16 protein-coding genes are annotated in these 19,524 nt (G+C 69.0%); 5 read left to right on the top strand and 11 right to left on the bottom strand.

The genetic code is table 11. The features are described from left to right. Positions 1–12: 12 nt before the first annotated feature. Genes DY262_RS02010 through DY262_RS02000 form a run of 3 tightly spaced genes read right to left on the bottom strand, consistent with a single transcriptional unit; the run spans position 13 to position 3,783 of the window. On the bottom strand, positions 13–450 hold the full coding sequence (locus tag DY262_RS02010) for a PaaI family thioesterase (RefSeq protein WP_116957303.1): 438 nt from the start codon (positions 448–450) through the stop codon (positions 13–15). Between the two features lie 14 nt (positions 451–464). Further along, entirely contained in the window at positions 465–1,640 is a 1,176-nt protein-coding gene (locus DY262_RS02005; protein WP_116957302.1) for an acetyl-CoA C-acyltransferase, read from the bottom strand. Between the two features lie 28 nt (positions 1,641–1,668). Then, on the bottom strand, positions 1,669–3,783 hold the full coding sequence (locus DY262_RS02000) for a 3-hydroxyacyl-CoA dehydrogenase NAD-binding domain-containing protein (RefSeq protein ID WP_116957301.1): 2,115 nt from the start codon (positions 3,781–3,783) through the stop codon (positions 1,669–1,671). Positions 3,784–4,146: 363 nt separating this feature from the next. On the opposite strand from DY262_RS02000, the gene DY262_RS01995 reads away from it, so the two are divergent. Beyond that, on the top strand, positions 4,147–4,836 hold the full coding sequence (locus DY262_RS01995) for a hypothetical protein (protein WP_116957300.1): 690 nt from the start codon (positions 4,147–4,149) through the stop codon (positions 4,834–4,836). A gap of 69 nt (positions 4,837–4,905) precedes the next feature. Further along, positions 4,906–6,939, top strand: a complete 2,034-nt coding sequence (locus DY262_RS01990; RefSeq protein WP_116957299.1) for an ATP-binding response regulator — start codon at positions 4,906–4,908, stop codon at positions 6,937–6,939. Between the two features lie 81 nt (positions 6,940–7,020). Here DY262_RS01990 and DY262_RS01985 read toward each other — a convergent pair whose 3' ends face one another. The 7 genes from DY262_RS01985 to DY262_RS01955 form a co-directional block, all read right to left on the bottom strand. Next, positions 7,021–7,716 carry an ABC transporter ATP-binding protein gene (locus tag DY262_RS01985; protein WP_116957298.1) on the bottom strand — a complete coding sequence of 232 codons (696 nt, stop codon included), beginning with the start codon at positions 7,714–7,716 and terminating at the stop codon, positions 7,021–7,023. Continuing rightward, complete coding sequence (locus DY262_RS01980; RefSeq protein ID WP_116957297.1) at positions 7,716–8,501, bottom strand: ABC transporter ATP-binding protein; 786 nt, start codon at positions 8,499–8,501, stop codon at positions 7,716–7,718. Before DY262_RS01980 ends, DY262_RS01985 begins: the two co-directional genes overlap by 1 nt. Then, positions 8,498–9,745, bottom strand: coding sequence for a branched-chain amino acid ABC transporter permease (locus tag DY262_RS01975; protein WP_116957296.1), 1,248 nt, complete (start codon positions 9,743–9,745; stop codon positions 8,498–8,500). The genes DY262_RS01980 and DY262_RS01975 overlap by 4 nt, the downstream gene beginning before the upstream one ends. Before the next feature lie 113 nt (positions 9,746–9,858). After that, complete coding sequence (locus DY262_RS01970; RefSeq protein WP_116957295.1) at positions 9,859–10,893, bottom strand: branched-chain amino acid ABC transporter permease; 1,035 nt, start codon at positions 10,891–10,893, stop codon at positions 9,859–9,861. 161 nt (positions 10,894–11,054) lie between these two features. Next, entirely contained in the window at positions 11,055–12,290 is a 1,236-nt protein-coding gene (locus DY262_RS01965; protein ID WP_116957294.1) for a branched-chain amino acid ABC transporter substrate-binding protein, read from the bottom strand. Between the two features lie 154 nt (positions 12,291–12,444). Continuing rightward, positions 12,445–14,088: a 3-(methylthio)propionyl-CoA ligase gene (locus DY262_RS01960; RefSeq protein ID WP_116957293.1), complete on the bottom strand. Its 1,644-nt coding sequence runs from the start codon at positions 14,086–14,088 to the stop codon at positions 12,445–12,447. A 118-nt stretch (positions 14,089–14,206) separates the two neighbouring features. Continuing rightward, entirely contained in the window at positions 14,207–15,370 is a 1,164-nt protein-coding gene (locus tag DY262_RS01955; protein WP_116957292.1) for a hybrid sensor histidine kinase/response regulator, read from the bottom strand. A 147-nt stretch (positions 15,371–15,517) separates the two neighbouring features. On the opposite strand from DY262_RS01955, the gene DY262_RS01950 reads away from it, so the two are divergent. Genes DY262_RS01950 through DY262_RS01940 form a run of 3 tightly spaced genes read left to right on the top strand, consistent with a single transcriptional unit; the run spans position 15,518 to position 18,453 of the window. Further along, positions 15,518–17,008: a protein adenylyltransferase SelO gene (locus tag DY262_RS01950; RefSeq protein WP_116957291.1), complete on the top strand. Its 1,491-nt coding sequence runs from the start codon at positions 15,518–15,520 to the stop codon at positions 17,006–17,008. Between the two features lie 13 nt (positions 17,009–17,021). Continuing rightward, on the top strand, positions 17,022–17,429 hold the full coding sequence (gene msrB, locus DY262_RS01945; RefSeq protein WP_116957290.1) for a peptide-methionine (R)-S-oxide reductase MsrB: 408 nt from the start codon (positions 17,022–17,024) through the stop codon (positions 17,427–17,429). Between the two features lie 4 nt (positions 17,430–17,433). Continuing rightward, on the top strand, positions 17,434–18,453 hold the full coding sequence (locus tag DY262_RS01940; RefSeq protein WP_116957289.1) for an LLM class flavin-dependent oxidoreductase: 1,020 nt from the start codon (positions 17,434–17,436) through the stop codon (positions 18,451–18,453). Between the two features lie 9 nt (positions 18,454–18,462). Here the strand turns inward: DY262_RS01940 and DY262_RS01935 are convergent, their stop codons facing one another. Next, positions 18,463–19,425 (bottom strand): YcjF family protein, encoded by a 963-nt coding sequence (locus tag DY262_RS01935; protein WP_116957288.1) that lies wholly within the window; start codon positions 19,423–19,425, stop codon positions 18,463–18,465. Positions 19,426–19,524: the final 99 nt, after the last annotated feature.

Below are 19,524 nucleotides of genomic sequence, written 5' to 3'. Positions count from 1 at the left end.
ACAGGTCTCTCGTCAGGTTCTGGGTGGCAAGGCGGCGATGGTGCCCTGCGCCACGGCGCACAGCTTTTCCTCGCCGTCCCGCAGCACGAACACGTCGCAGCGGCACACGGCCTGGTTGCGGCCGGTGTGCACCGCCTCGGCGCGCGCGATCAGGCGCTCGCCCACCGCGGGCCTCAGGTAGTTGATCTTGAATTCGCTCGTGACCACGGGCACGCGCATGGCCGTGCCACCCGCGTAGGTGAGTGCGTTGTCGGCGGCGTAGCTCACCACGCCGCCGTGCACGAAGCCGTTCTGCTGCTTCACCGCCTCGCCGATCGGCACCTGCAGCTCGCAGCGCCCGGGCGCGAGCGCGGCAAGCTCGGCACCGATCAGGCGCGAGAACGGCTGCTGCGCGAGCAGCTCGCGTCCCATGGCCAGGAACACCTCGGGGCTCACGCCGGCGGCGTCCATGGCGGCGCGCGCGCTTACAGGACCTCGAACACGCCGGCGGCACCCATGCCGCCGCCGATGCACATGGTGACGCAGACGCGCTTGGCGCCCCGGCGCTTGCCTTCGATCAGCGCGTGGCCGGTCAGGCGCTGGCCCGACACGCCGTAGGGGTGGCCCACGGCGATGGCGCCACCATTGACGTTCAGGCGGTCGGCCGGAATGCCCAGCTTGTCGCGGCAGTAGATCACCTGCACCGCGAAGGCCTCGTTGAGCTCCCACAGGTCGATGTCGCTGACCTTCAGGCCCAGCTTCTTGAGCACCTTGGGCACGGCGAAGACCGGGCCGATGCCCATCTCGTCGGGCTCGCAGCCGGCCACGGCAAAGCCCAGGAAGCGGCCGATGGGCTTGAGGTTGTGCGAAGCGGCGTACTGCTCGCTCACCACCACGCAGGCGCCCGCGCCGTCGCTGAACTGGCTGGCGTTGCCGGCGGTGACCACGCCCCCGGGCAGCGCCGGCTTGATGCCGCTGATGCCCTCCTTCGTCGTGCCCTCGCGCAGGCCTTCGTCGGCGCCCACGGTCACCTTCTTGGTGATCAGGCCCATCGTCTTGTCGGCCACGCCGGCGGTCACGGTGATGGGGGCGATCTCGTCGTTGAACTTGCCGGCCGCCTGGGCCGCGCAGGCCTTTTGCTGGCTGGCGGCGCCGTACTCGTCCATGGCGTCGCGCGAGATGTTGTAGCGCTTGGCCACCTGCTCGGCGGTCTGCAGCATGCTCCAGTAGATCTCGGGCTTCTTGCGGTCCAGATCGAGGTCGCGCAGCATGTGCAGGTTCATCTCCTGCTGCACGCAGGAGATGCTCTCCACCCCGCCCGCCACGTAGACATCGCCCTCGCCGGCGATCACGCGCTGGGCGGCCATGGCGATGGTCTGCAGGCCCGAGGAACAGAAGCGGTTGACGGTCATGCCCGACACGCTCACGGGCAGGTCGGCCATCAGCGCGATCTGGCGCGCGATGTTGGCGCCGGTGGCGCCCTCGGGGTTGGCGCAGCCCATGATCACGTCCTCGACGGCCGCGCCCTCCACGCCCGCGCGCTCCAGCGCGGCGCGAACGGCGTGGCCCCCCAGGGTGGCGCCGTGGGTCATGTTGAAGGCGCCCTTCCAGCTCTTGGTCAGCGGCGTGCGGGCGGTGGAAACGATGACGGCGTTGCTCATGTGGTATCTCCTGATTCGGTGCGGGCCATCAGCCGTTGAAATTCTTGCCTTCGGCGACCAGCCGCTGAATGAGCGGCGCGGGCTGCCAGAAGGCCGCGTCGTCGAGCGGGTTCTTCTGGAAGCGCTTCATGGCCTGCATCACGTTGAACAGGCCCACCTCGTCGGCGTACTTCAGCGGGCCGCCGCGGTGCACCGGGAAGCCGTAGCCGAAGATGTAGACCACGTCGATGTCGCTGGCCTTGTTGGCGATGCCCTCTTCGAGGATGTGCGCGGCCTCGTTCACCAGCGAGAACACCAGGCGCTGCACGATCTCCTCGTCGGAAATCTTGCGCGGCGTGATGCCCAGCGCCTGGCGGTGCTCCACGATCATCTGCTCGACCTCGGCGTTCGGGATGGCGTCGCGCTTGCCCGGCTTGTAGTCGTACCAGCCCTTGCCCACCTTCTGGCCGAAGCGGCCTTTCTCGCACAGCAGGTCGGCGGTCTTGCTGTACTTCATGTCGGGCTTTTCCTGGTAGCGGCGCTTGCGGATCGCCCAACCGATGTCGTTGCCCGCCAGGTCGCCCATGCGGAAGGGCCCCATGGCGAAGCCGAACTTCTCGATCGCGCGGTCCACCTGCGCGGGCGTGCAGCCCTCATCGAGCAGGAAACCGCCCTGGCGGCCGTACTGCTCGATCATGCGGTTGCCGATGAAGCCGTCGCAGACGCCGGACACCACCGCCGTCTTCTTGATCTTCTTGGCGACGGCCATCACGGTGGCCATCACGTCCTTGCCGGTCTTGTCGCCGCGCACCACTTCCAGCAGCTTCATCACGTTGGCCGGGCTGAAGAAGTGCAGGCCCACCACGTCCTGCGGGCGCTTCGTGAAGGCGGCGATCTTGTTCAGGTCCAGCGTGGAGGTGTTGGACGCCAGGATCGCGCCGGGCTTCATCACCTCGTCGAGCTTCTTGAACACCGCCTCCTTGACGCCGATGTCCTCGAACACCGCCTCGATCACGAGGTCGGCGTCCTGGATGTCCGCGTAGTCCACCGTGGTCTTGAGCAGGCCCATGCGCTGGTCGAGCTTGTCCTGCTTGAGCTTGCCCTTCTTCACCTGGGCCTCGTAGTTGCCGCGCATCACGCCCACGCCGCGGTCCAGGGCCTCCTGCTTCATCTCCAGAATGGTCACGGGAATGCCCGCGTTGAGGAAGTTCATGGAGATGCCGCCGCCCATGGTGCCGGCGCCGATGACGGCCACCTTCTCGATCTTGCGCTGGGGCGTGTCCTCCGGCACGTCGGGGATCTTGCTGGCGGCGCGCTCGGCCATGAAGAGGTGGCGCAGGGCGCGGCACTCGGGCGTCCACATCAGGTTGATGAACATCTCGCGTTCGGTGGCCATGCCCTGATCGAACTTCTGCTGGGTCGCGGCCTCGACCGCGTCCACGCACTTGGCCGGCGCGGGGAAGTTCTTGGCCATGCCCTTGACCATGTTGCGCGCGAACTGGAAGTAGGCGTCGCCGTCCTTGTGCTTGCAGGGCAGGTGGCGCACCAGGGGCAGCGGGCTGCCGTCGGCGTGCTTGGCGGCCACTTCCCTGGCCAGGGCGAAGGCTTCTTCCAGCAGGGTGTCGGGGCTGCTGGCCAGCTTGTCGAACAGCTTCTGGCCCGGCAGTTGCGCCAGCATCTCGCTCTTCACCGGCTCGCCGCTCACGATCATGTTGAGCGCGGCCTCCACGCCCAGCACGCGCGGCAGGCGCTGCGTGCCACCGGCGCCGGGGATCAGGCCCAGCTTCACCTCGGGCAGCGCGATGTTGGCGCCCGGCGCGGCGATGCGGTAATGGCAGCCCAGCGAGAGCTCCAGCCCGCCGCCCATGGCCACGCTGTGGATCGCGGCCACCACGGGCTTGCTGCAGTTCTCCACCGCCAGGATCACGCTCAGCAGGTTGGGTTCGGCCAGTGCCTTGGGCGTGCCGAACTCCTTGATGTCCGCGCCGCCCGAAAAGGCCTTGCCCGCGCCGGTGAGCACGATGGCCTTGACGGCCGGATCGGCCTGGGCCTGCTCCAGCCCGGTCGTGATGCCCAGGCGGGTGGCCAGGCCCAGACCGTTGACCGGCGGGTTGTTCAGCGTGATGAGGGCGATGTCTCCTTGGACCTTGTACTCAGCCGTCATGTGGGTTCCTTCGATGGCGGTGTTGGGAAAAGAACGATCGTTCGATTTTGGCATTCTAGAAAGACCCTCCGGGGGCGCCAAACGGGTTTGTCGCGGTCGGGACAAAACGCCCGGGCGCACCTTCTCGCTACGCAGGGCACCCCGCACCGCCAAAACGAATACGGCTGTGCTAATCGGCCCGCGCTTTGCCGCTGCCCGCTTCAAAAGCCGGAGCAGCGCGCGCGCCGCCCATCAGCGTAGGACCCACGCGACACCGGGGTTTCTCGGCGCGTCACGTGAGACAAGGGCCATTGACAATCTCAAAGTGCCAACTTTGGCACACCTCGCCGCCCCCGTTCGTCGCCTTTCGTTTGGAGAACCCTCATGGACATGATTCAGACCCTGACCACCATCGCATCTTCCCCGACCAACGGACACGCCTTCGGGCAAGCCGTGGTCCCCTGGTCCGCACCCGGTGCTGCGCCCTGGCAGGCGCCAGAGCCGCTGAGCGCCATGGTGCTGCACACGCGCACGCAGCGGCTGATGGTGGCGCACCTGCGCGAACTGGCCGATACCCAGACCGAATACGAAATCGACCCCGCCTTGGCCTCCATGGAAGCGCGAAAGGATGAGCTCGGCGTGGTCATGGCCCTGATGCGCGGCAGCGAGCCGATCGGCACCATCCGGTTCATCCCCACCTGCCACAACGTCACCGTGACGGAACGCTTTTGGGGCCACGCCAGCGCAGGAACCGAACTGATCGGTCCCGACAGCTGGGAAGCCGGGCGTCTGATCATGTCGCCCGACCACCGCCGCGGCGATCTGCTGCCCGCCTGCATGTCGCTGGCTTTCGCGGAACTGGTGCAGACGGTGAAAGTGCGGCATCTGCACGGCTCCTGCCACATGCGCCTGATGCGCCTCTACCGGCGCTTCGGCTTCCAGATCCACACCACAACGGTTTTCAATGGCAAGGAATGCGCACTCGTGCATGGTGATGTGCACGCCGTGGCACGCGCGCTCAAGGTCGACCTGAGCGAGCTGACGGATGTGCGGGAGTTCGCGCTGGCGGCCTGAACCGCCGCTGGAACAAACTGCTAGAGTCCCCGCGATCCGGCCGTCGAGGACCGGTAGGGGACCACGCCAATGCTTGCCAGCCTGGAGCGGCTATTCGAACGCTACCGCATCCACCACGAGAGCCAATCGCTGCTGCAATGGATTGGTGGTGTGGGTGCGGTGGCCTTTCCCGTGCTCTACCTCCTGCGCCTCACCTCCATCGTTCCGCCGCGCTACGACGACGTCGCGTGGCGCGTGGTGGCCGTGGTGCTGTGCATCGGTCTGGCCCTGCGTCGCTGGTGGCCCGAGCGCCTTCGAGGGGTCTACATCGGGTATTCCTACCTCGTCGTTTTTTATTGCCTGTCCTTTCTGATGACCTTCACCTCCATGATGAATCAGGGCGGCGCCCTGTCGGTGGTGAACATGGTCATGGGCACGGTGCTCATCATCCTGTTGGCCGACTGGCGCAACGCGGTGGTCATGCTGGTCGGGGGCTATGCGCTGGCGGCTGGCGCCTACCTCTACATAGAACCCACCTCGCCCATTCCCTCGGCCATCGCGGTGGCCGCGCTCACCTCCATCCTGGTGGTGGTGGCCGGCGCGCTGTCCCACGCGGGCCAGAAGCGCGCCGAGCACGAGCGTTTGCGACAGGTCTACACGGGACTGGCGGGCTCCATCGCGCACGAGGTGCGCACGCCATTGGCGCAGGTGCAACATGCGCTGCGCCGCATCAGCGGCCAGGTCTCGGCCGGCTCCGACGCCGGCCTCGCCGCTGAACAGGGGCTGATGGCGGTCCAACGAGGCCTGCAGTCCATCACCATCACGCTGCAGCAGATGGGCGATCGCCAGCCGCAATCGTCGGAGTTTGTCTGGCTGTCGGCCGCGCAATGCGTGCGCGATGCCGTGGCGGGCTACGCCTACGAATCCCAACAGGCGCGCGATTGCGTGCGCCTGCGCATCGAGAAGGACTTCGGCTTTCGCGGCGAGGCAACGGCCATCCAGCTGGTCGTCTTCAACCTGTTGCGCAATGCGCTGTACTACCTGCCCTTGCATCCGCAGATGACCGTAAACATCCAGGTGTCGAGCGAACCCGTGCCACGGATCGCGGTGCGCGACACCGGGCCGGGCATCGATCCCCGGCTGGCGAGCAAGCTGTTCCAGGAGTTCCAGACCCTGGGCAAGGCCGAGGGCACCGGCCTGGGCCTGTCCTTCTGTCGCCGCGTCATGCGCGGCCTGGGTGGCGACATCGAGTGCCGCTCGGAGTGGGGCCATTTCACGGAGTTCACGCTGCGCTTCCCGCTGGCGCCCGCCGGCGCGCCGGTCACCACGGTGGCCCCGGCCAGCGTGGCCCTGGCCGGCCGCAGCGTGCTGATCGTGGACGACCAGCCACTCAACCGCACCATCGCGCGCGCCCTGGTGGGCGAGCTGGGCCTCACGGTGATGGAGGCCGAGCACGGCCAGCAGGCGCTGGACATGCTGCAGGCGGGCCAATTGCCCGACGCCATCCTCATGGACATCAACATGCCGGGGCTCGACGGCATCGCCGCCACGCGGCGCCTGCGCGCCCTGCCCGGCGACGCCGGCCGCGTGCCCGTGCTGGCGCTCACCGCCAACGACTCGGCGGCCGTGCAGGCCCGTGCGCGCCAGGCCGGCATGCAGGGCGTGCTGGGCAAGCCCATCGACCCCGCGGCGCTGCAGCGCGCGCTGAGCGCCGCGCTGCAGGGGCGCAGCACCGCGCCCGCGTCGCCGCCGCCGGCGCCGGCGGCCGACCTGCTCAGCACCACGCGCATCGAGAACTTCCGTCGCCTCGGCCTGCTCGACGACCTGCTGCCGCGCGCCTTGCTGGACCTGCGGCGCCACGTTCAATCGCTGGAGCAGGCGGCCACCTCGGACGACCGGGAAGGCGTGTCGGCCGCGCTGCATGCGCTGGTGGGCCTGGCCGGCGAGGTGGGCGCCCAGGCCCTGCATGCCCGCGCGCGCGAACGCTACGCGGGGTGGCTGGAAGGCCAGCGGCCCGGTGGCGAGGCTTGGACGCGCGAACTGCGCGAGCTGCTGGAGGCCACCGAGCGGGCGCTGTGGCAGTACTGCGGCGTGCGCGCCGAGCGCGTGCCCCCCCTCGCCTGAACGCCGTCGCGGCCGGCGGCCTGGCCGCCATCGGGCCTTTGTACCGGGCCCCGACCTCGGTAGCGGTCGCTTGCCGCGGGGCTAGACCTCCAGCCACTCCTTGCGCACCGCCGGGTCGGCCTTGAGCTGCTGCGGCGTGCCGTCGAAGACGATGCTGCCATGCCCCATCACCAGCGCGCGGTCGGAAATGCTCATGGCGATGGTGAGCTTCTGCTCGATCAGCAGCACCGAGATGCCGCGCGCCTTGAGCTTCTGCAGGTACTCGGCCACCAGCTCCACGATCTTGGGCGCCAGGCCCTCGGTGGGTTCGTCGATGATGATCAGGTCCGGGTCGCCCATCAGGGTGCGGCACAGGGTCAGCATCTGCTGCTCGCCGCCCGAGAGCACGCCGGCCTCGGTGTGCTGGCGCTCCTTCAGGCGCGGGAACATGGCGTACATGTCGTCGAAGCCCCAGCGCGAGCCCTTGCCGGCGCCCTTTTGCCCCAGCAACAGGTTCTGGTGCACGGTGAGCGTGGGAAAGATGTCGCGGCTCTCGGGCACGTAGCCCAGGCCCAGGTGGGCCACCTCGTAGGCCTTGCGGCCCACGATCTCCTGGTTCTTCCACCGCACGCTGCCCTCGCAGTCCACCAGGCCCATGATGGCCTTGGCCGTGGTGGAGCGGCCCGAGCCGTTGCGGCCCAGCAGCGCGACGATCTCGCCGCTGCGCACCTCGAAGTCCACGCCGTGCAGCACGTGGCTTTTGCCGTAGTAGGCATGAAGGTTCTGGATCTTCAGCATCAGTGCCCCGCTCCCTGCGTCTCGGCCACGTGCGAGCCCAGGTAGGCCTCCTGCACGCGTTCGTTGGCGCGCACCGCCTCGGGCGTGTCGAAGGCCAGCACCTCGCCGTACACCACCACGGCGATGCGGTCGGCCAGGCCGAACACCACGCCCATGTCGTGCTCCACGGTCAGCAGGGTCTTGCCCTCGGTGACGTCCTTGATCAGGCCGATGAAGCGGCCGGTCTCGCTCTTGCTCATGCCGGCGGTGGGCTCGTCGAGCAGGATCACGTTGGCGCCCCCTGCAATGGTGATGCCGATCTCCAGCGCGCGCTGCTCGGCGTAGGTGAGGTTCATGGCCAGCACGTCGCGCTTGCGGTCGAGCTGGATCATGTGCAGCAGCTGCTCGGCGCGCTGGTTGGCGTCGGTCAGGTTGGCCAGGAACTTCAGGAAGGTGTAGCGGTAGCCCAGGCTCCACAGCACCCCGCAGCGCAGGTTCTCGAACACGCTGAGCTTGGGGAAGATGTTGGTGATCTGGAAGCTGCGCGACAGGCCCGCGCGGTTGATCTCGAAAGGCCGCTTGCCGTCGATGCGCTGGCCGTTGAGCAGCACCTGGCCGCTGGTGGGCGCGAAGCGTCCGCTGATGAGGTTGAACAGCGTGGACTTGCCCGCGCCGTTCGGTCCGATGATGCCCACGCGCTCGCCCGCCTTCACCGACAGGTTCACGCCGCGGATGATTTCGGTCTTGCCGAAGCTCTTGCGCAGCTCCCTGAGCTCCAGCGCCGGGGTGGATGTGGTGCCGCTCACTGCGCCTCCCTCTGCTTGATCTGGTTTTCGATGTCCTCCTGGATGGCGCCCCAGCGGCGCACGAAGCGGCGCCGCGCCCACTCGAAGAGGCCGAAGCCGCCGAACGCCAGCGCCAGCGCGCCCAGCCAGCTGGCCCAGCCGCGCGCGTGCAGCGTCAGGCCCAGGAAGTTCAGCTCGTCGCCCAGCGTGGTGCTGAGCTGCAGGTGGTAGACCATCTCGATGATGGCCGCCGCGCCCAGCAACATCACCACCGCCGAGGCGATCAATGCCACATAGCTGCCGCTGAGCTCGCGCAGGCGGCCATGGACGGCCACGCGCACGTTCATCATGATCAGGCTGGCGATGCCTCCGGGCGCGTACATCACCATGAACAGGAAGATCAGCCCCAGGTACAGCAGCCAGGCCTTGGTGAGCTCGGACAGCAGGATCAGCGCCAGCACCATCAGCACGCCGCCGATGATGGGACCGAAGAAGAAGGTGGCACCGCCCAGGAAGGTGAACAGCAGGTAGGCGCCCGAGCGCGCCGCGCCCACCACCTCGGCCGTGACGATCTCGAAGTTCAGTGCGCCCAGGCCGCCCGAGATGCCCGCGAAGAAGCCCGCGATGATGAAAGCCAGGTAGCGCACCTTCTGCGTGTCGTAGCCCACGAACTCCACCCGCTCGGGGTTGTCGCGCACGGCGTTGAGCATGCGGCCCAACGGCGTGCGCGTGAAGGCGTACATGGCGGCCACGCAGACGAAGGTGTAGAGCGCGATCAGGTAGTAGACCTGCCGCTGCGGCCCGAAGGTGATGCCCATGAAGGGTTCGCCGGCCATGCGGTCGCCCGACACGCCGCCCTCGCCGCCGAAGAACTCGGGGATCATGAGCGAGAGCGCGAACACCAGCTCGCCCAGGCCCAGGGTGATCATGGCGAAGGTGGTGCCGGACTTGCGCGTGGTGACGTAGCCGAACAGCACCGCGAAACCCAGGCCCGCCACGCCGCCCACCAGGGGAATGAGCGAGACGGGCAAGTGCATCGCGCCCTCGGTGACGCGGTTGAGCGCGTGGATGGCCATGAAGGAGCCCAGGCCGGTGTACACGGCGTGCCCGAAGCTGAGCATGCCGCCCTGCCCCAACAGCATGTTGTAGGACAGGCAGGCGATGATGGCGATGCCCATCTGCGAGAGCACCGTCAGGCCCAGGCCGCTGCCCCAGATCAGTGGCGCCACGATCAGCAGCAGGGCGAAGCCGCCCCAGATGGCCATGCGCGACGCATGCCCAGGTCGAACCGGGAGGTACCGCGGAACCGGCTTTGCCGGGCCGCTGGTAACGCCCCCTTGAGGGGGTCGCGCAAAGCGCGGCGGGGGTGTATTCATGTTCATGTCTCGCGTTTGCCCAGCAGGCCACGCGGGCGGAAGATCAGGATCAGCACCAGGAACAGGTACGGCAGGATGGGCGCCACCTGCGACAGCGTGAGCCGGATGTAGGAGTTGTTGCGCAGTCCCTCCGACAGCGGCACGCCGATCTGCTCGAACAGCGTGAGCAACGAGTACTCGAAGGCGACGGCGAAGGTCTGGATCACACCGATGAGCAGCGAAGCGACGAAGGCGCCCGACAGCGAGCCCATGCCGCCCACCACCACCACCACGAAGATCACCGAGCCCACGGTGGCGGCCATGGCCGGCTCGGTCAGGAAGGTGCTGCCGCCGATGACCCCGGCCAGGCCGGCGAGCGCCGAGCCGGCACCGAAGACCAGCATGAACACGCGCGGCACGTTGTGGCCCAGCGACTCCACCGCCTGCGGGTGCGTGAGCGCGGCCTGGATCACCAGCCCGATGCGCGTGCGCGTGAGCAGCAGCCAGACCGACAGCAGCATCACCACCGCCACCAGCATCATGAAGCCGCGCGTGGCGGGGAACGGGGAGCAGACCACGCGCACCGCGGCGTCGGCGGCGCTGCACAGCTCGGGCGCGGCCGCGCCCCAGACCAGGCGCAGCCCGTCCACGGAATGGTTGATGAGGGTGAAGACCGGGCCCTGCAGCTGCTCGGGCGGGCGAAACTCCACCGCGATGCGGCCCCAGATGAGCTGGACCAGCTCGACGATGACGTAGGACAGGCCGAAGGTCACCAGCAGCTCGGGCACATGGCCGTACTTGTGCACCTTGCGCAGACACTGGCGTTCGAAGGCCGCGCCCAGCAGGCCCACCACGATGGGCGCGACCACCAGCGCCGGCCAGAAGCCCACGAACTGCGCCACCTGGTAGCCCACGTAGGCGCCCAGCATGTAGAAGCTGGCGTGCGCGAAATTGAGCACGCCCATCATGCTGAAGATCAGCGTGAGCCCCGAGCTGAGCATGAACAGCAGCAGCCCGTAGCTGAGCCCGTTCAGCATCGAGATGATGAAAAACTCCATTCCTACCTCATCGTTGAACTGAAAAAAGCCCGAGACGGCTTCCCGTTTCGGGCTTCTCCGGAGTGCAGTGACTTACCCCAGAGGCACCGCGGAACCGGCTTTGCCAGGCCGCAGGTGCCGCCCCCTTGAGGGGGTCGCGCGAAGCGCGGCGGGGATGGTCCTCATCCCGGGCGCTTCATCTGGCAGCTCGTCGGGGTGCTCGACACGTAGTTCGGGTACTCCGCCACGGGCGCCAGCGTCATGCCGGTTTTCTCGGGGCTGTAAGGGTACTTGGCGTCGGCCTTCTGCCACACCGACATGTAGAGCGGCTGCTGCAGCTGGTGGTCGGTCTTGCGCATCTGCACCTCGCCGTTGAAGCTCTTGACCGTGAGGCCTTCCAGGGCGGCGGCCACCTTCACCGGGTCGGTGGACTTGGCCTTGGCCATGGCCGCGCCCAGCATCTCGTACACGCGGATGGTGGAGCCGGTGTAGAAGTCGTCGTTGTACTTCTGGTTGAACTCCGTCATCCACTTGGCCATCTGGCCACCCATGTTGTAGTGGTTGTAGGCGATCTGGTAGACGCGGCCGGCACCGTTGGTGCCCAGCGCGGTGGGCGTGCCGGTGACGCCCGCGTAGTAGGTGAAGAACTTGCCGTTGTAGCCGTTCTCGTTGGCGGCCTTGATGAGCAGCGACAGGTCGGAGCCCCAGTTGCCGGTGATCACGGTATCGGCGCCCGCCGCCTTGATCTTGGCGATGTAGGGGGCGAAGTCGCGCGTCTGCGCCAGCGGGTGCAGGTCCTCGCCCACGAACTGGATATCGGGGCGCTTGCGGCCGATGGTTTCCTTGGCGTACTTCACGACCTGGTGGCCGTGCGAGTAGTTCTGGTTGAGCAGGTAGATCTTCTTGATGTCCGGCTGCGTGGCGATGAAGCTGGACATGGCCTCCATCTTCATGGAGGTGTCGGCGTCGAAGCGGAAGTGCCAGTAGCTGCACTTGCTGTTGGTGAGGTCAGGGTCCACCGCCGAGTCGTTGAGGTAGAGCACCTCCTTGCCGGGGTTGCGCGCGTTGTGCTTTTCCACCGCGTCGGACAACGCCAACGCGACCGAGGAGCCATTGCCCTGGATGATGTAGCGCGCGCCCTGATCGATGGCGGCCTTCAAGGCGTTCAGGCTCTCCGCCGGGCTGAGCTTGTTGTCGATCGCGGTGATCTCGAACTTGACGCCGGCCGGGTTGCCCTTGCCGCTGAATTTCTCGGCGAAGAACTGGTAGCCCTTGAACTGGCTCACGCCCACCGGCCCCAGCAGGCCGGTCAAGGGGTCGATGCGCACCATCTTGACGGTTTCGCCCGCCTGGGCGAAAGACGCGCCGGACGCCACCAGCAGAGCCGCCGCGGCCAGGGCCTTCATGCTCGATTTCATGCCTTGTCTCCTTGATGAGGGTGTTGAACCACAAACCCGAGCAGCGTAAGGCGCGAGGGCGCGGGGGCGCTTCAGGGATTGCCCGGACCCCTATCCCCTGGGCGACACCCACGCCCGCCCCCCTGCACCGTTGCGGGGCGGCGCGGGCCCACCCTCACACCCCCGGGAGCACGTAGTCGTGGAGCTGCTGGCGCAGCACCATCTTCTGCATCTTGCCGGTGGCGCCCAGCGGGATGGCGTCGACGAAGACCACGTCGTCCGGCACCTGCCACTTGGCGATGCGGCCCTCGTAAAACTTCAGCAATTCTTCACGCGTGACCTCGGCGCCGGGCTTCTTCACCACCACCACGATGGGCCGTTCGTCCCACTTGGGGTGCTTCATGCCGATGCAGGCGGCCATGGCCACGGCCGGGTGGGCCATGGCGATGTTCTCCACGTCGATGGAGCTGATCCACTCGCCGCCGGACTTGATCACGTCCTTGCTGCGGTCGGTGATCTGCATGAAGCCGTCGGCGTCGATGGTGGCCACGTCGCCGGTGGGGAACCAGCCGTGGCCCTGGGCGTCGTAGCGCAGCGGGTCGCCGCCCTCGCCCTTGAAGTAGCTGGCGATGATCCATGGGCCGCGCACCAGCAGGTCGCCATAGCTCTTGCCGTCCCAGGGCAGCTCGTCGCCGGCCTCGTTCACGATCTTCATGTCCACGCCGAAAATGGTGCGGCCCTGCTTGAGCCGCACCTTGAGCTGCTCGTCGCCCGGCAGCGCGAGCTGGGCGTTCTTGAGCGTGCACACCGTGCCCAGCGGCGACATCTCGGTCATGCCCCAGGCGTGCAGCACGTCGACGCCGTACAGGTCGTTGAAGGCGCTGATCATGGCCGGCGGACAGGCCGAGCCGCCGATCACCGTGCGCTTGAGGGTGCTGAACTTCAGCTGGTTCTGCTGCAGGTGCGCCAGCAGCATCTGCCAGACCGTGGGCACGCCGGCGGCCATGGTCACGCCCTCGGCCTCGATGAGTTCGTAGACCGACTTGCCGTCCAGCGCCGGCCCGGGGAACACCAGCTTGCAGCCCACGGCCGCCGCGGAGTACGGCAGGCCCCAGGCGTTGACGTGGAACATGGGCACCACGGGCAGGATGCTGTCCCGCGCCGAGCAGCCCATGGCGTCGGGCATGGCTGCCCCATAGGCATGCAGCGTGGTGGAGCGGTGCGAGTACAGCGCGGCCTTGGGGTTGCCGGTGGTGCCGCTCGTGTAGCACATGCTGGAGGCGGTGTTCTCGTCGAACTCGGGCCAGGCGTAGCTGTCTTTCTGCGCGCCGATCCAGGCCTCGTAGCTCTGCAGGCCGGGAATGCCGCTGTCGGCGGGCAAGGCGGACGCATCGCACAGGGCGATCCAATGCTTCACCGTGGGGCACTTGCTCCACACCGCCTTGACCAGCGGCAGAAAGCTCATGTCGAAGCACAGGGCCTTGTCTTCGGCGTGGTTGACGATCCACACCAGTTGCTCGGGGTGCAGCCGCGGGTTGAGGGTGTGCAGCACGCGGCCGGTGCCGCTGACGCCGAAATACAGTTCCAGATGGCGATAACCGTTCCAGGCCAGCGTGGCCACGCGGTCGCCGAAGCCCAGGGCCAGCGCGTCCAGGGCGTTGGCCACCTGGCGCGAGCGGCGCGCGACCTCCCGCCAGTTGGTGCGGTGGATGTCGCCCTCGACCCGGCGCGACACGATGTCGGTGGCGCCGTGGTGCCGCTCGGCGTGCACGATGAGGTTGGAAATCAGCAGCGGTTGGCTCTGCATCTGGCCCAGCATGAGTCGGTCTCCGAAGTGGTTGGAATCGTGGCGGCCATGCTAGCCCGGCGCGCAACGCCCGGCGGACGGGGTTGTCCCGGAGGCAACACCCTTTCGGGGGACGGCCCTGGCGGCGCGCTCAGGCCGCGCCGGCCGCCGGCTGCACGCCGCGCTCGAAGGCCAGCTCCACCGTGGTGCCTTGGCCCAGCGCGGACTGCAGGCGGATGGCACCGCCGGCGGCCTGCATCACGCGCTGGCAGAACATCAGGCCCATGCCGTTGCCGCCGGTGGCCGCGCGCGTGGTGACGGGCTCGCGCGTGAGGCGCGCCAACACCTCGGGCGCAATGCCGGGGCCGTTGTCGATGAAGCGGATCCAGGCGCGCGGCGCGCCCGGGCCCGGCGCGCAGTCCACTTCGATGCGCAGGCGCGGGTCGGCCGTGTCGCGCAGCGCCAGGATGGCGTTCTTGGTCAGGGTGCACAGCACCAGGTACAGCAGGTCGCGCCGCCCGGGCAGGCGGAAGTCCTGCCGCAGTTCGGTGCTCACCCAATGGCGTTCGCGGTCTTCGAAGGGGTACTCGTCGACCAGCGAGCCCAGCAGGCTGGCCGCGCTCACGGTCTGCGGGGCCGCGCCCGGGTAGGCGTCGCGCGCCGATTGCACGAAGGTGGCCACCAGCGACTGGCAGTACAGCGCCCGCCGCTCGGCGCGCTGCAGCGCCGCCAGCAGCTCTTGCGGGCCCAGGCCCTCGAAGCGCACCGTGCCCGGGGCGTCGCCCGGCTCCGGCGGGCGGTGGCGCTCCAGCACCGCCGCCACGCTGCCGCGCACGGTGGCCAGCGGCGTGTTGAGCTCATGCGCCAGGAAGCCCAGGGTTTCGCGCAGCGCGGCGGCGCGGCCCTCATTGAGCGCACGCTCCAGCGCCTGGTGCCGGTAGAGCGACAGGGCCTCGCGCAGGGCCTCGCGCGTGGGCTCGTCCTCCAGGGGCTTTTCCAGGATGCGCATCACCTGGCCCTGGTTGACCGCCGCGATGGCGACGTCCTTTTCGGCGTAGGCCGTGACCAGCAGGCGCACCAGGTGGCGGTGCTCGCGCCGCACGAAGCACAGCAGCTTCATGCCGTCCTGCTCGGGCATGCGGTAGTCGGTGATGAGCGCGGCGAAGGACTCCCCGCGCTCGGTGAGGATGGCCAGCGCGTCGTCCACGCTGGCGGCGGTGGATATCTCGAATTCGTCGCCGAAGCAGCGAGAGAACCACTGCCGGGACACGGCTTCGTCGTCCACGAACAAGATGGCCTGGGCGTCAGTCCGCATCGTTTTTCTTCATGGTTGTTATTCCCCCTGGCGCCGGCGTGAGGCCGGCGCATAACCGGCGCCCATTATCAAGCGCGGCCCGGCGCTGGCAATCCGCCATGGCCCTGGTGCCACGCCGGAATACCCCCTGCGGGGACAATTCACCGCATGAACGACACCGCGCTCGCCGCGCCCGCGGCGCTGGACCTCGCCCGGCCCTGGCGCCACCGCTTCGCCGACCTGGGGCCGGCCTTTTTCACCGAGGTGCAGCCCACCCCGCTGCCCGACCCCCACCCGATCGGCCTGAACGCCCCGCTGGCCGCCGCCCTGGGGCTGGACCCGCAGCGCCTGCGCCAGGCCGATGCCGTGCGGGCGCTGGCGGGCTCGCTGCCCGTCGAGGGCACGCGGCCGCTGGCCACGGTCTACAGCGGACACCAGTTCGGCGTCTGGGCCGGCCAGCTCGGCGATGGCCGGGCCATCCTGCTCGGCGAGCTGGACACGCCCCAGGGGCCGATGGAGGTGCAGCTCAAGGGCGCCGGCCTCACGCGCTACTCGCGCATGGGCGACGGCCGCGCCGTGTTGCGCAGCTCGATCCGCGAGTACCTGTGCAGCGAGGCCATGCACGGCCTGGGCATACCGACCACCCGCGCGCTCAGCCTCACCGGCTCGCCGCAGCCGGTGGTCCGCGAGACGGTGGAAACCGCGGCCGTGGTGGCGCGCGTGGCGCCCAGCTTCATCCGCTTCGGGCACTTCGAGCACTTTTCGGCCAACGGCCACACCGCCGAGCTGCGCCGCCTGGCCGACTTCGTCATCGACAGCTGGTACCCCGAATGCCGCGACGGCCATGGCAACGCCTACGCCCGGCTGCTGCAGGCCGTGAGCGCACGCACCGCCGAGCTGATGGCCCAATGGCAGGCCGTGGGCTTCTGCCACGGCGTGATGAACACCGACAACATGAGCATTCTGGGCCTCACCATCGACTACGGCCCCTTCCAGTTCATGGACGCCTTCAACCCGGCGCACATCTGCAACCACAGCGACCATGGCGGGCGCTACGCCTACCACCGCCAGCCCAACGTGGCCTACTGGAACCTCTTCTGCCTGGGCCAGGCCCTGTTGCCGCTGATGGACGAGCAGCAACAGGCGCTCGACGCGCTGGAGCCCTACAAGGCCCTGTTCCCCGCCGCGCTCACGCGCCGCATGGGCGCCAAGCTGGGCCTGGCAGACACGCGGGACGGCGACGCCGAGCTGGTCGAATCGCTCATGCAGCTCATGGCGAAGGACGCGGTGGACTTCACCATCCTGTTCCGCCGCCTGGGCGACGCCGCCGAGGGCCGACTGGACCCCGTGCGCGACCTCTTCCTGCAGCGCGAGGCCTTTGACGCCTGGGCGGCTCGCTGGCAGGCGCGCCTGCGCGCCCAGCCCGGCTTCGACGGCGCCGCCACCGCGGCCGCCATGCACCGCGTCAATCCCCGCATCGTGCTGCGCAACCACCTGGCGCAGACCGCCATCGAACGCGCCCAGCAAGGCGATTTCAGCGAGGTCGACCGGCTGCTGAAAGCCTTGGCGGCCCCGTTCGACGAACGAACCGGCGAGGACGACCTCGCCGCCTTCCCCCCCGACTGGGCGCAGCACATCGAAATCAGCTGCTCCTCCTGAAAGGACCGCCGACATGGACTTCCCCATCAAGAAAACCGAAGCCGAGTGGCGCGAGATCCTCGCCGCCAAGGGCGCCGAGCCCGGCGCCTTCGAGGTCACGCGCCGGGCCTACACCGAGCGCCCCTTCACCGGCAAGTACGAAGAGGTGTGGGCCGATGGCAGCTACCACTGCGTCTGCTGCGGCAACCACCTGTTCGACGCCGGCACCAAGTTCGACGCCGGCTGCGGCTGGCCCAGCTTCTGGAAGGCCGTCCCCGGCGCCATCACCGAGATCAGCGACCGCAGCCACGGCATGGTGCGCACCGAAACCGTGTGCAGCCAGTGCGGCGCCCACCTGGGCCATGTGTTCGAGGACGGTCCCGCGCCCACCGGCCTGCGCTACTGCATGAACTCGGCCGCCATCGACCTGCAGGAGAAGTGAGCCGATGCCGAACCTCGCCGACATCCGACTGTCCATGCTCGACCTCGTCGCCGTGCGCGAAGGCGGCAGCGTGGCCGACGCCCTGGCCATCGCGCGCCAGACCGCCCAGCACGTGGAGCGCCTGGGCTTCACGCGCTACTGGCTGGCCGAGCACCACAACATGAGCGGCATCGCCAGCTCGGCCACGGCCGTGCTGGTGGGCCACATCGCGGGCGCGACGCAGCGCATCCGCGTGGGCTCGGGCGGCGTGATGCTGCCCAACCATGCGCCGCTGGTGGTGGCCGAGGCCTTCGGCACCCTGGCCGAGCTGTACCCGGGCCGCATCGACCTGGGCCTGGGCCGCGCGCCCGGCACCGACGGCCTGACCATGCGCGCGCTGCGGCGCGACCGCGTGGAGACCGAAGCCGATTTCCCGCGCGAGGTGGCCGAGCTGGCCGCCTTCCTGGGCCCGGTGCAGCCGGGCCAGCGCGTGGTGGCCGTGCCGGGGCAGAACACGAACGTGCCGATCTGGCTGCTGGGCTCCAGCCTGTTCTCGGCCCGGCTGGCGGCGCAGCGTGGCCTGCCCTTTGCCTTCGCCTCGCACTTCGCGCCGCGCCTGCTGCTGCAGGCGCTGCAGGTCTACCGCGCCGAGTTCCAGCCCTCCGAGACCCTGTCCAAGCCCTACGCCGCCATCGGCGTGCCGCTGATCGCCGCGCCGACCGACGAGGAGGCGGAGTACCTGGCCAGCAGCACCTACCAGCGGGTGCTGGGCATCCTGACCGGCAAGCGCGGGCAGCTGCCGCCGCCGGTCGAAGGCTTCGTGGCCTCGCTGGCCCCGCACGAGCGCCAGGGCATCGGCGATTTCCTGGCCGCCGCCGTCATCGGCAGCCCCGATTCGGTGCGCGCGGGCCTGCAGCGCCTGGCCGACCTGACCGAGGCCGACGAGTTCATCCTCGTCAGCGACGTGTTCGACCCGGCGCTGCGCCTGCGCTCGCTGGACATCGCGGCGGCGGTCATGCGCGAGGGCGCGCCGGCGCCCGCCTGAGCGGCGCGCTCAGCGCCCGCGCACCATCGCCATCACCTGCCCCGCGTCCAGGGTGGCGGCCTTCTGCTGGATCTGCGGCAGGTACTGCGCCTGCATCTGCTTGGCCGGGCCCAGCAGGTCCTGGAAGCTCTGCTTGAGCAGGTCCGTGCTCATCTGGCGCCCGCCCGCGTAGTAGCGCTTGGCCACCTGTCCCAGCGCATAGGTGGTGGCGAAGGAGAACGCCATGCCGGTGGCCGCGCGGCCCACCCCGCCCAGCGCGCGCCCCGCGGCCTTGCCCAGCAGGCCGCCGATGAGCTTGCGGCCGAACTGCTCCAGGTACTGCGAGGTCAGGCCCACGCCCACCGCCGCGATGAACTCGCGGATGTGGCCCTGGTCCAGCTCCACGCCGTGCGCCTTGCCGATCTCGTAGACCATCTTGACCTGCAGCGGAATGATGGCCATCGAGGCCCAGGACTGCGGCAGCAGCTCCAACGCGCCGTTGAGCAGCGCGTAGTTCAGGATGGACTTGTCCAGCGCCGCCCCGTCGGGCCCGCGCCGCTCGCTGGCGGCCGGGGCCGCGGCGGCAGCCACCGCCACGGGCACCACGCTGGCGGCCACGTCCACCAGCTCGGCCTCTGCCTTCTCGAACGCCGCCGATTCGGCCGCATCCGGCCGCAGCCGCGCCTTCAGGTCGGCCAGGAACGCCGTTTCGGCCGGGGAGCGGGCGCCGTCGGCGTCGCACACGCAGACCGCCATTTCGTAGGCCAGCTCCCGCTGGCCCGGGTCGCCCAGCCGGTCCACGCAGGCCGCCAGGTCCACCCGCTTGAGCAGCACGTCCTGGTACACCCGGGCCAGGCCGGCGGCCCCGCCCTCCCCGCCCAGGGATTCGGCAATGCCGCGGATGCTCTCGCGCTCGGCGTCGGCCTTGGCGCCGTCGGCCAGGGCGGCCATGAGGGCGATGGTGAGGATGGCTTGCTGTTCTTGCGGGCTCATGAAATCTCCAGACGACGAACGGGAATGGCCGCCAGGCGGCGGCCGGACATCAGAGCCGCCCGGCCCCGCCGCGGTTCCCTGGCGCGGGCTCCACGGATA

Origin of the sequence: Hydrogenophaga borbori (assembly GCF_003417535.1) — a bacterium.
Taxonomy (GTDB): domain Bacteria; phylum Pseudomonadota; class Gammaproteobacteria; order Burkholderiales; family Burkholderiaceae_C; genus Hydrogenophaga; species Hydrogenophaga borbori.
This window is presented reverse-complemented; position numbering and strand designations above follow the sequence as displayed.

Excerpts from the sequence above, each read along its gene's own strand:
- DY262_RS02010 (WP_116957303.1), bottom strand. The coding sequence starts at position 450 with ATGGACGCCGCCGGCGTGAGCCCCGAGGTGTTCCTGGCCATGGGACGC.
- DY262_RS02005 (WP_116957302.1), bottom strand. The coding sequence starts at position 1,640 with ATGAGCAACGCCGTCATCGTTTCCACCGCCCGCACGCCGCTGACCAAG.
- DY262_RS02000 (WP_116957301.1), bottom strand. The coding sequence starts at position 3,783 with ATGACGGCTGAGTACAAGGTCCAAGGAGACATCGCCCTCATCACGCTG.
- DY262_RS01995 (WP_116957300.1), top strand. The coding sequence starts at position 4,147 with ATGGACATGATTCAGACCCTGACCACCATCGCATCTTCCCCGACCAAC.
- DY262_RS01990 (WP_116957299.1), top strand. The coding sequence starts at position 4,906 with ATGCTTGCCAGCCTGGAGCGGCTATTCGAACGCTACCGCATCCACCAC.
- DY262_RS01985 (WP_116957298.1), bottom strand. The coding sequence starts at position 7,716 with ATGCTGAAGATCCAGAACCTTCATGCCTACTACGGCAAAAGCCACGTG.
- DY262_RS01975 (WP_116957296.1), bottom strand. The coding sequence starts at position 9,745 with ATGGCCATCTGGGGCGGCTTCGCCCTGCTGCTGATCGTGGCGCCACTG.
- DY262_RS01970 (WP_116957295.1), bottom strand. The coding sequence starts at position 10,893 with ATGGAGTTTTTCATCATCTCGATGCTGAACGGGCTCAGCTACGGGCTG.
- DY262_RS01965 (WP_116957294.1), bottom strand. The coding sequence starts at position 12,290 with ATGAAATCGAGCATGAAGGCCCTGGCCGCGGCGGCTCTGCTGGTGGCG.
- DY262_RS01960 (WP_116957293.1), bottom strand. The coding sequence starts at position 14,088 with ATGCTGGGCCAGATGCAGAGCCAACCGCTGCTGATTTCCAACCTCATC.
- DY262_RS01955 (WP_116957292.1), bottom strand. The coding sequence starts at position 15,370 with ATGCGGACTGACGCCCAGGCCATCTTGTTCGTGGACGACGAAGCCGTG.
- DY262_RS01950 (WP_116957291.1), top strand. The coding sequence starts at position 15,518 with ATGAACGACACCGCGCTCGCCGCGCCCGCGGCGCTGGACCTCGCCCGG.
- msrB (WP_116957290.1), top strand. The coding sequence starts at position 17,022 with ATGGACTTCCCCATCAAGAAAACCGAAGCCGAGTGGCGCGAGATCCTC.
- DY262_RS01940 (WP_116957289.1), top strand. The coding sequence starts at position 17,434 with ATGCCGAACCTCGCCGACATCCGACTGTCCATGCTCGACCTCGTCGCC.
- DY262_RS01935 (WP_116957288.1), bottom strand. The coding sequence starts at position 19,425 with ATGAGCCCGCAAGAACAGCAAGCCATCCTCACCATCGCCCTCATGGCC.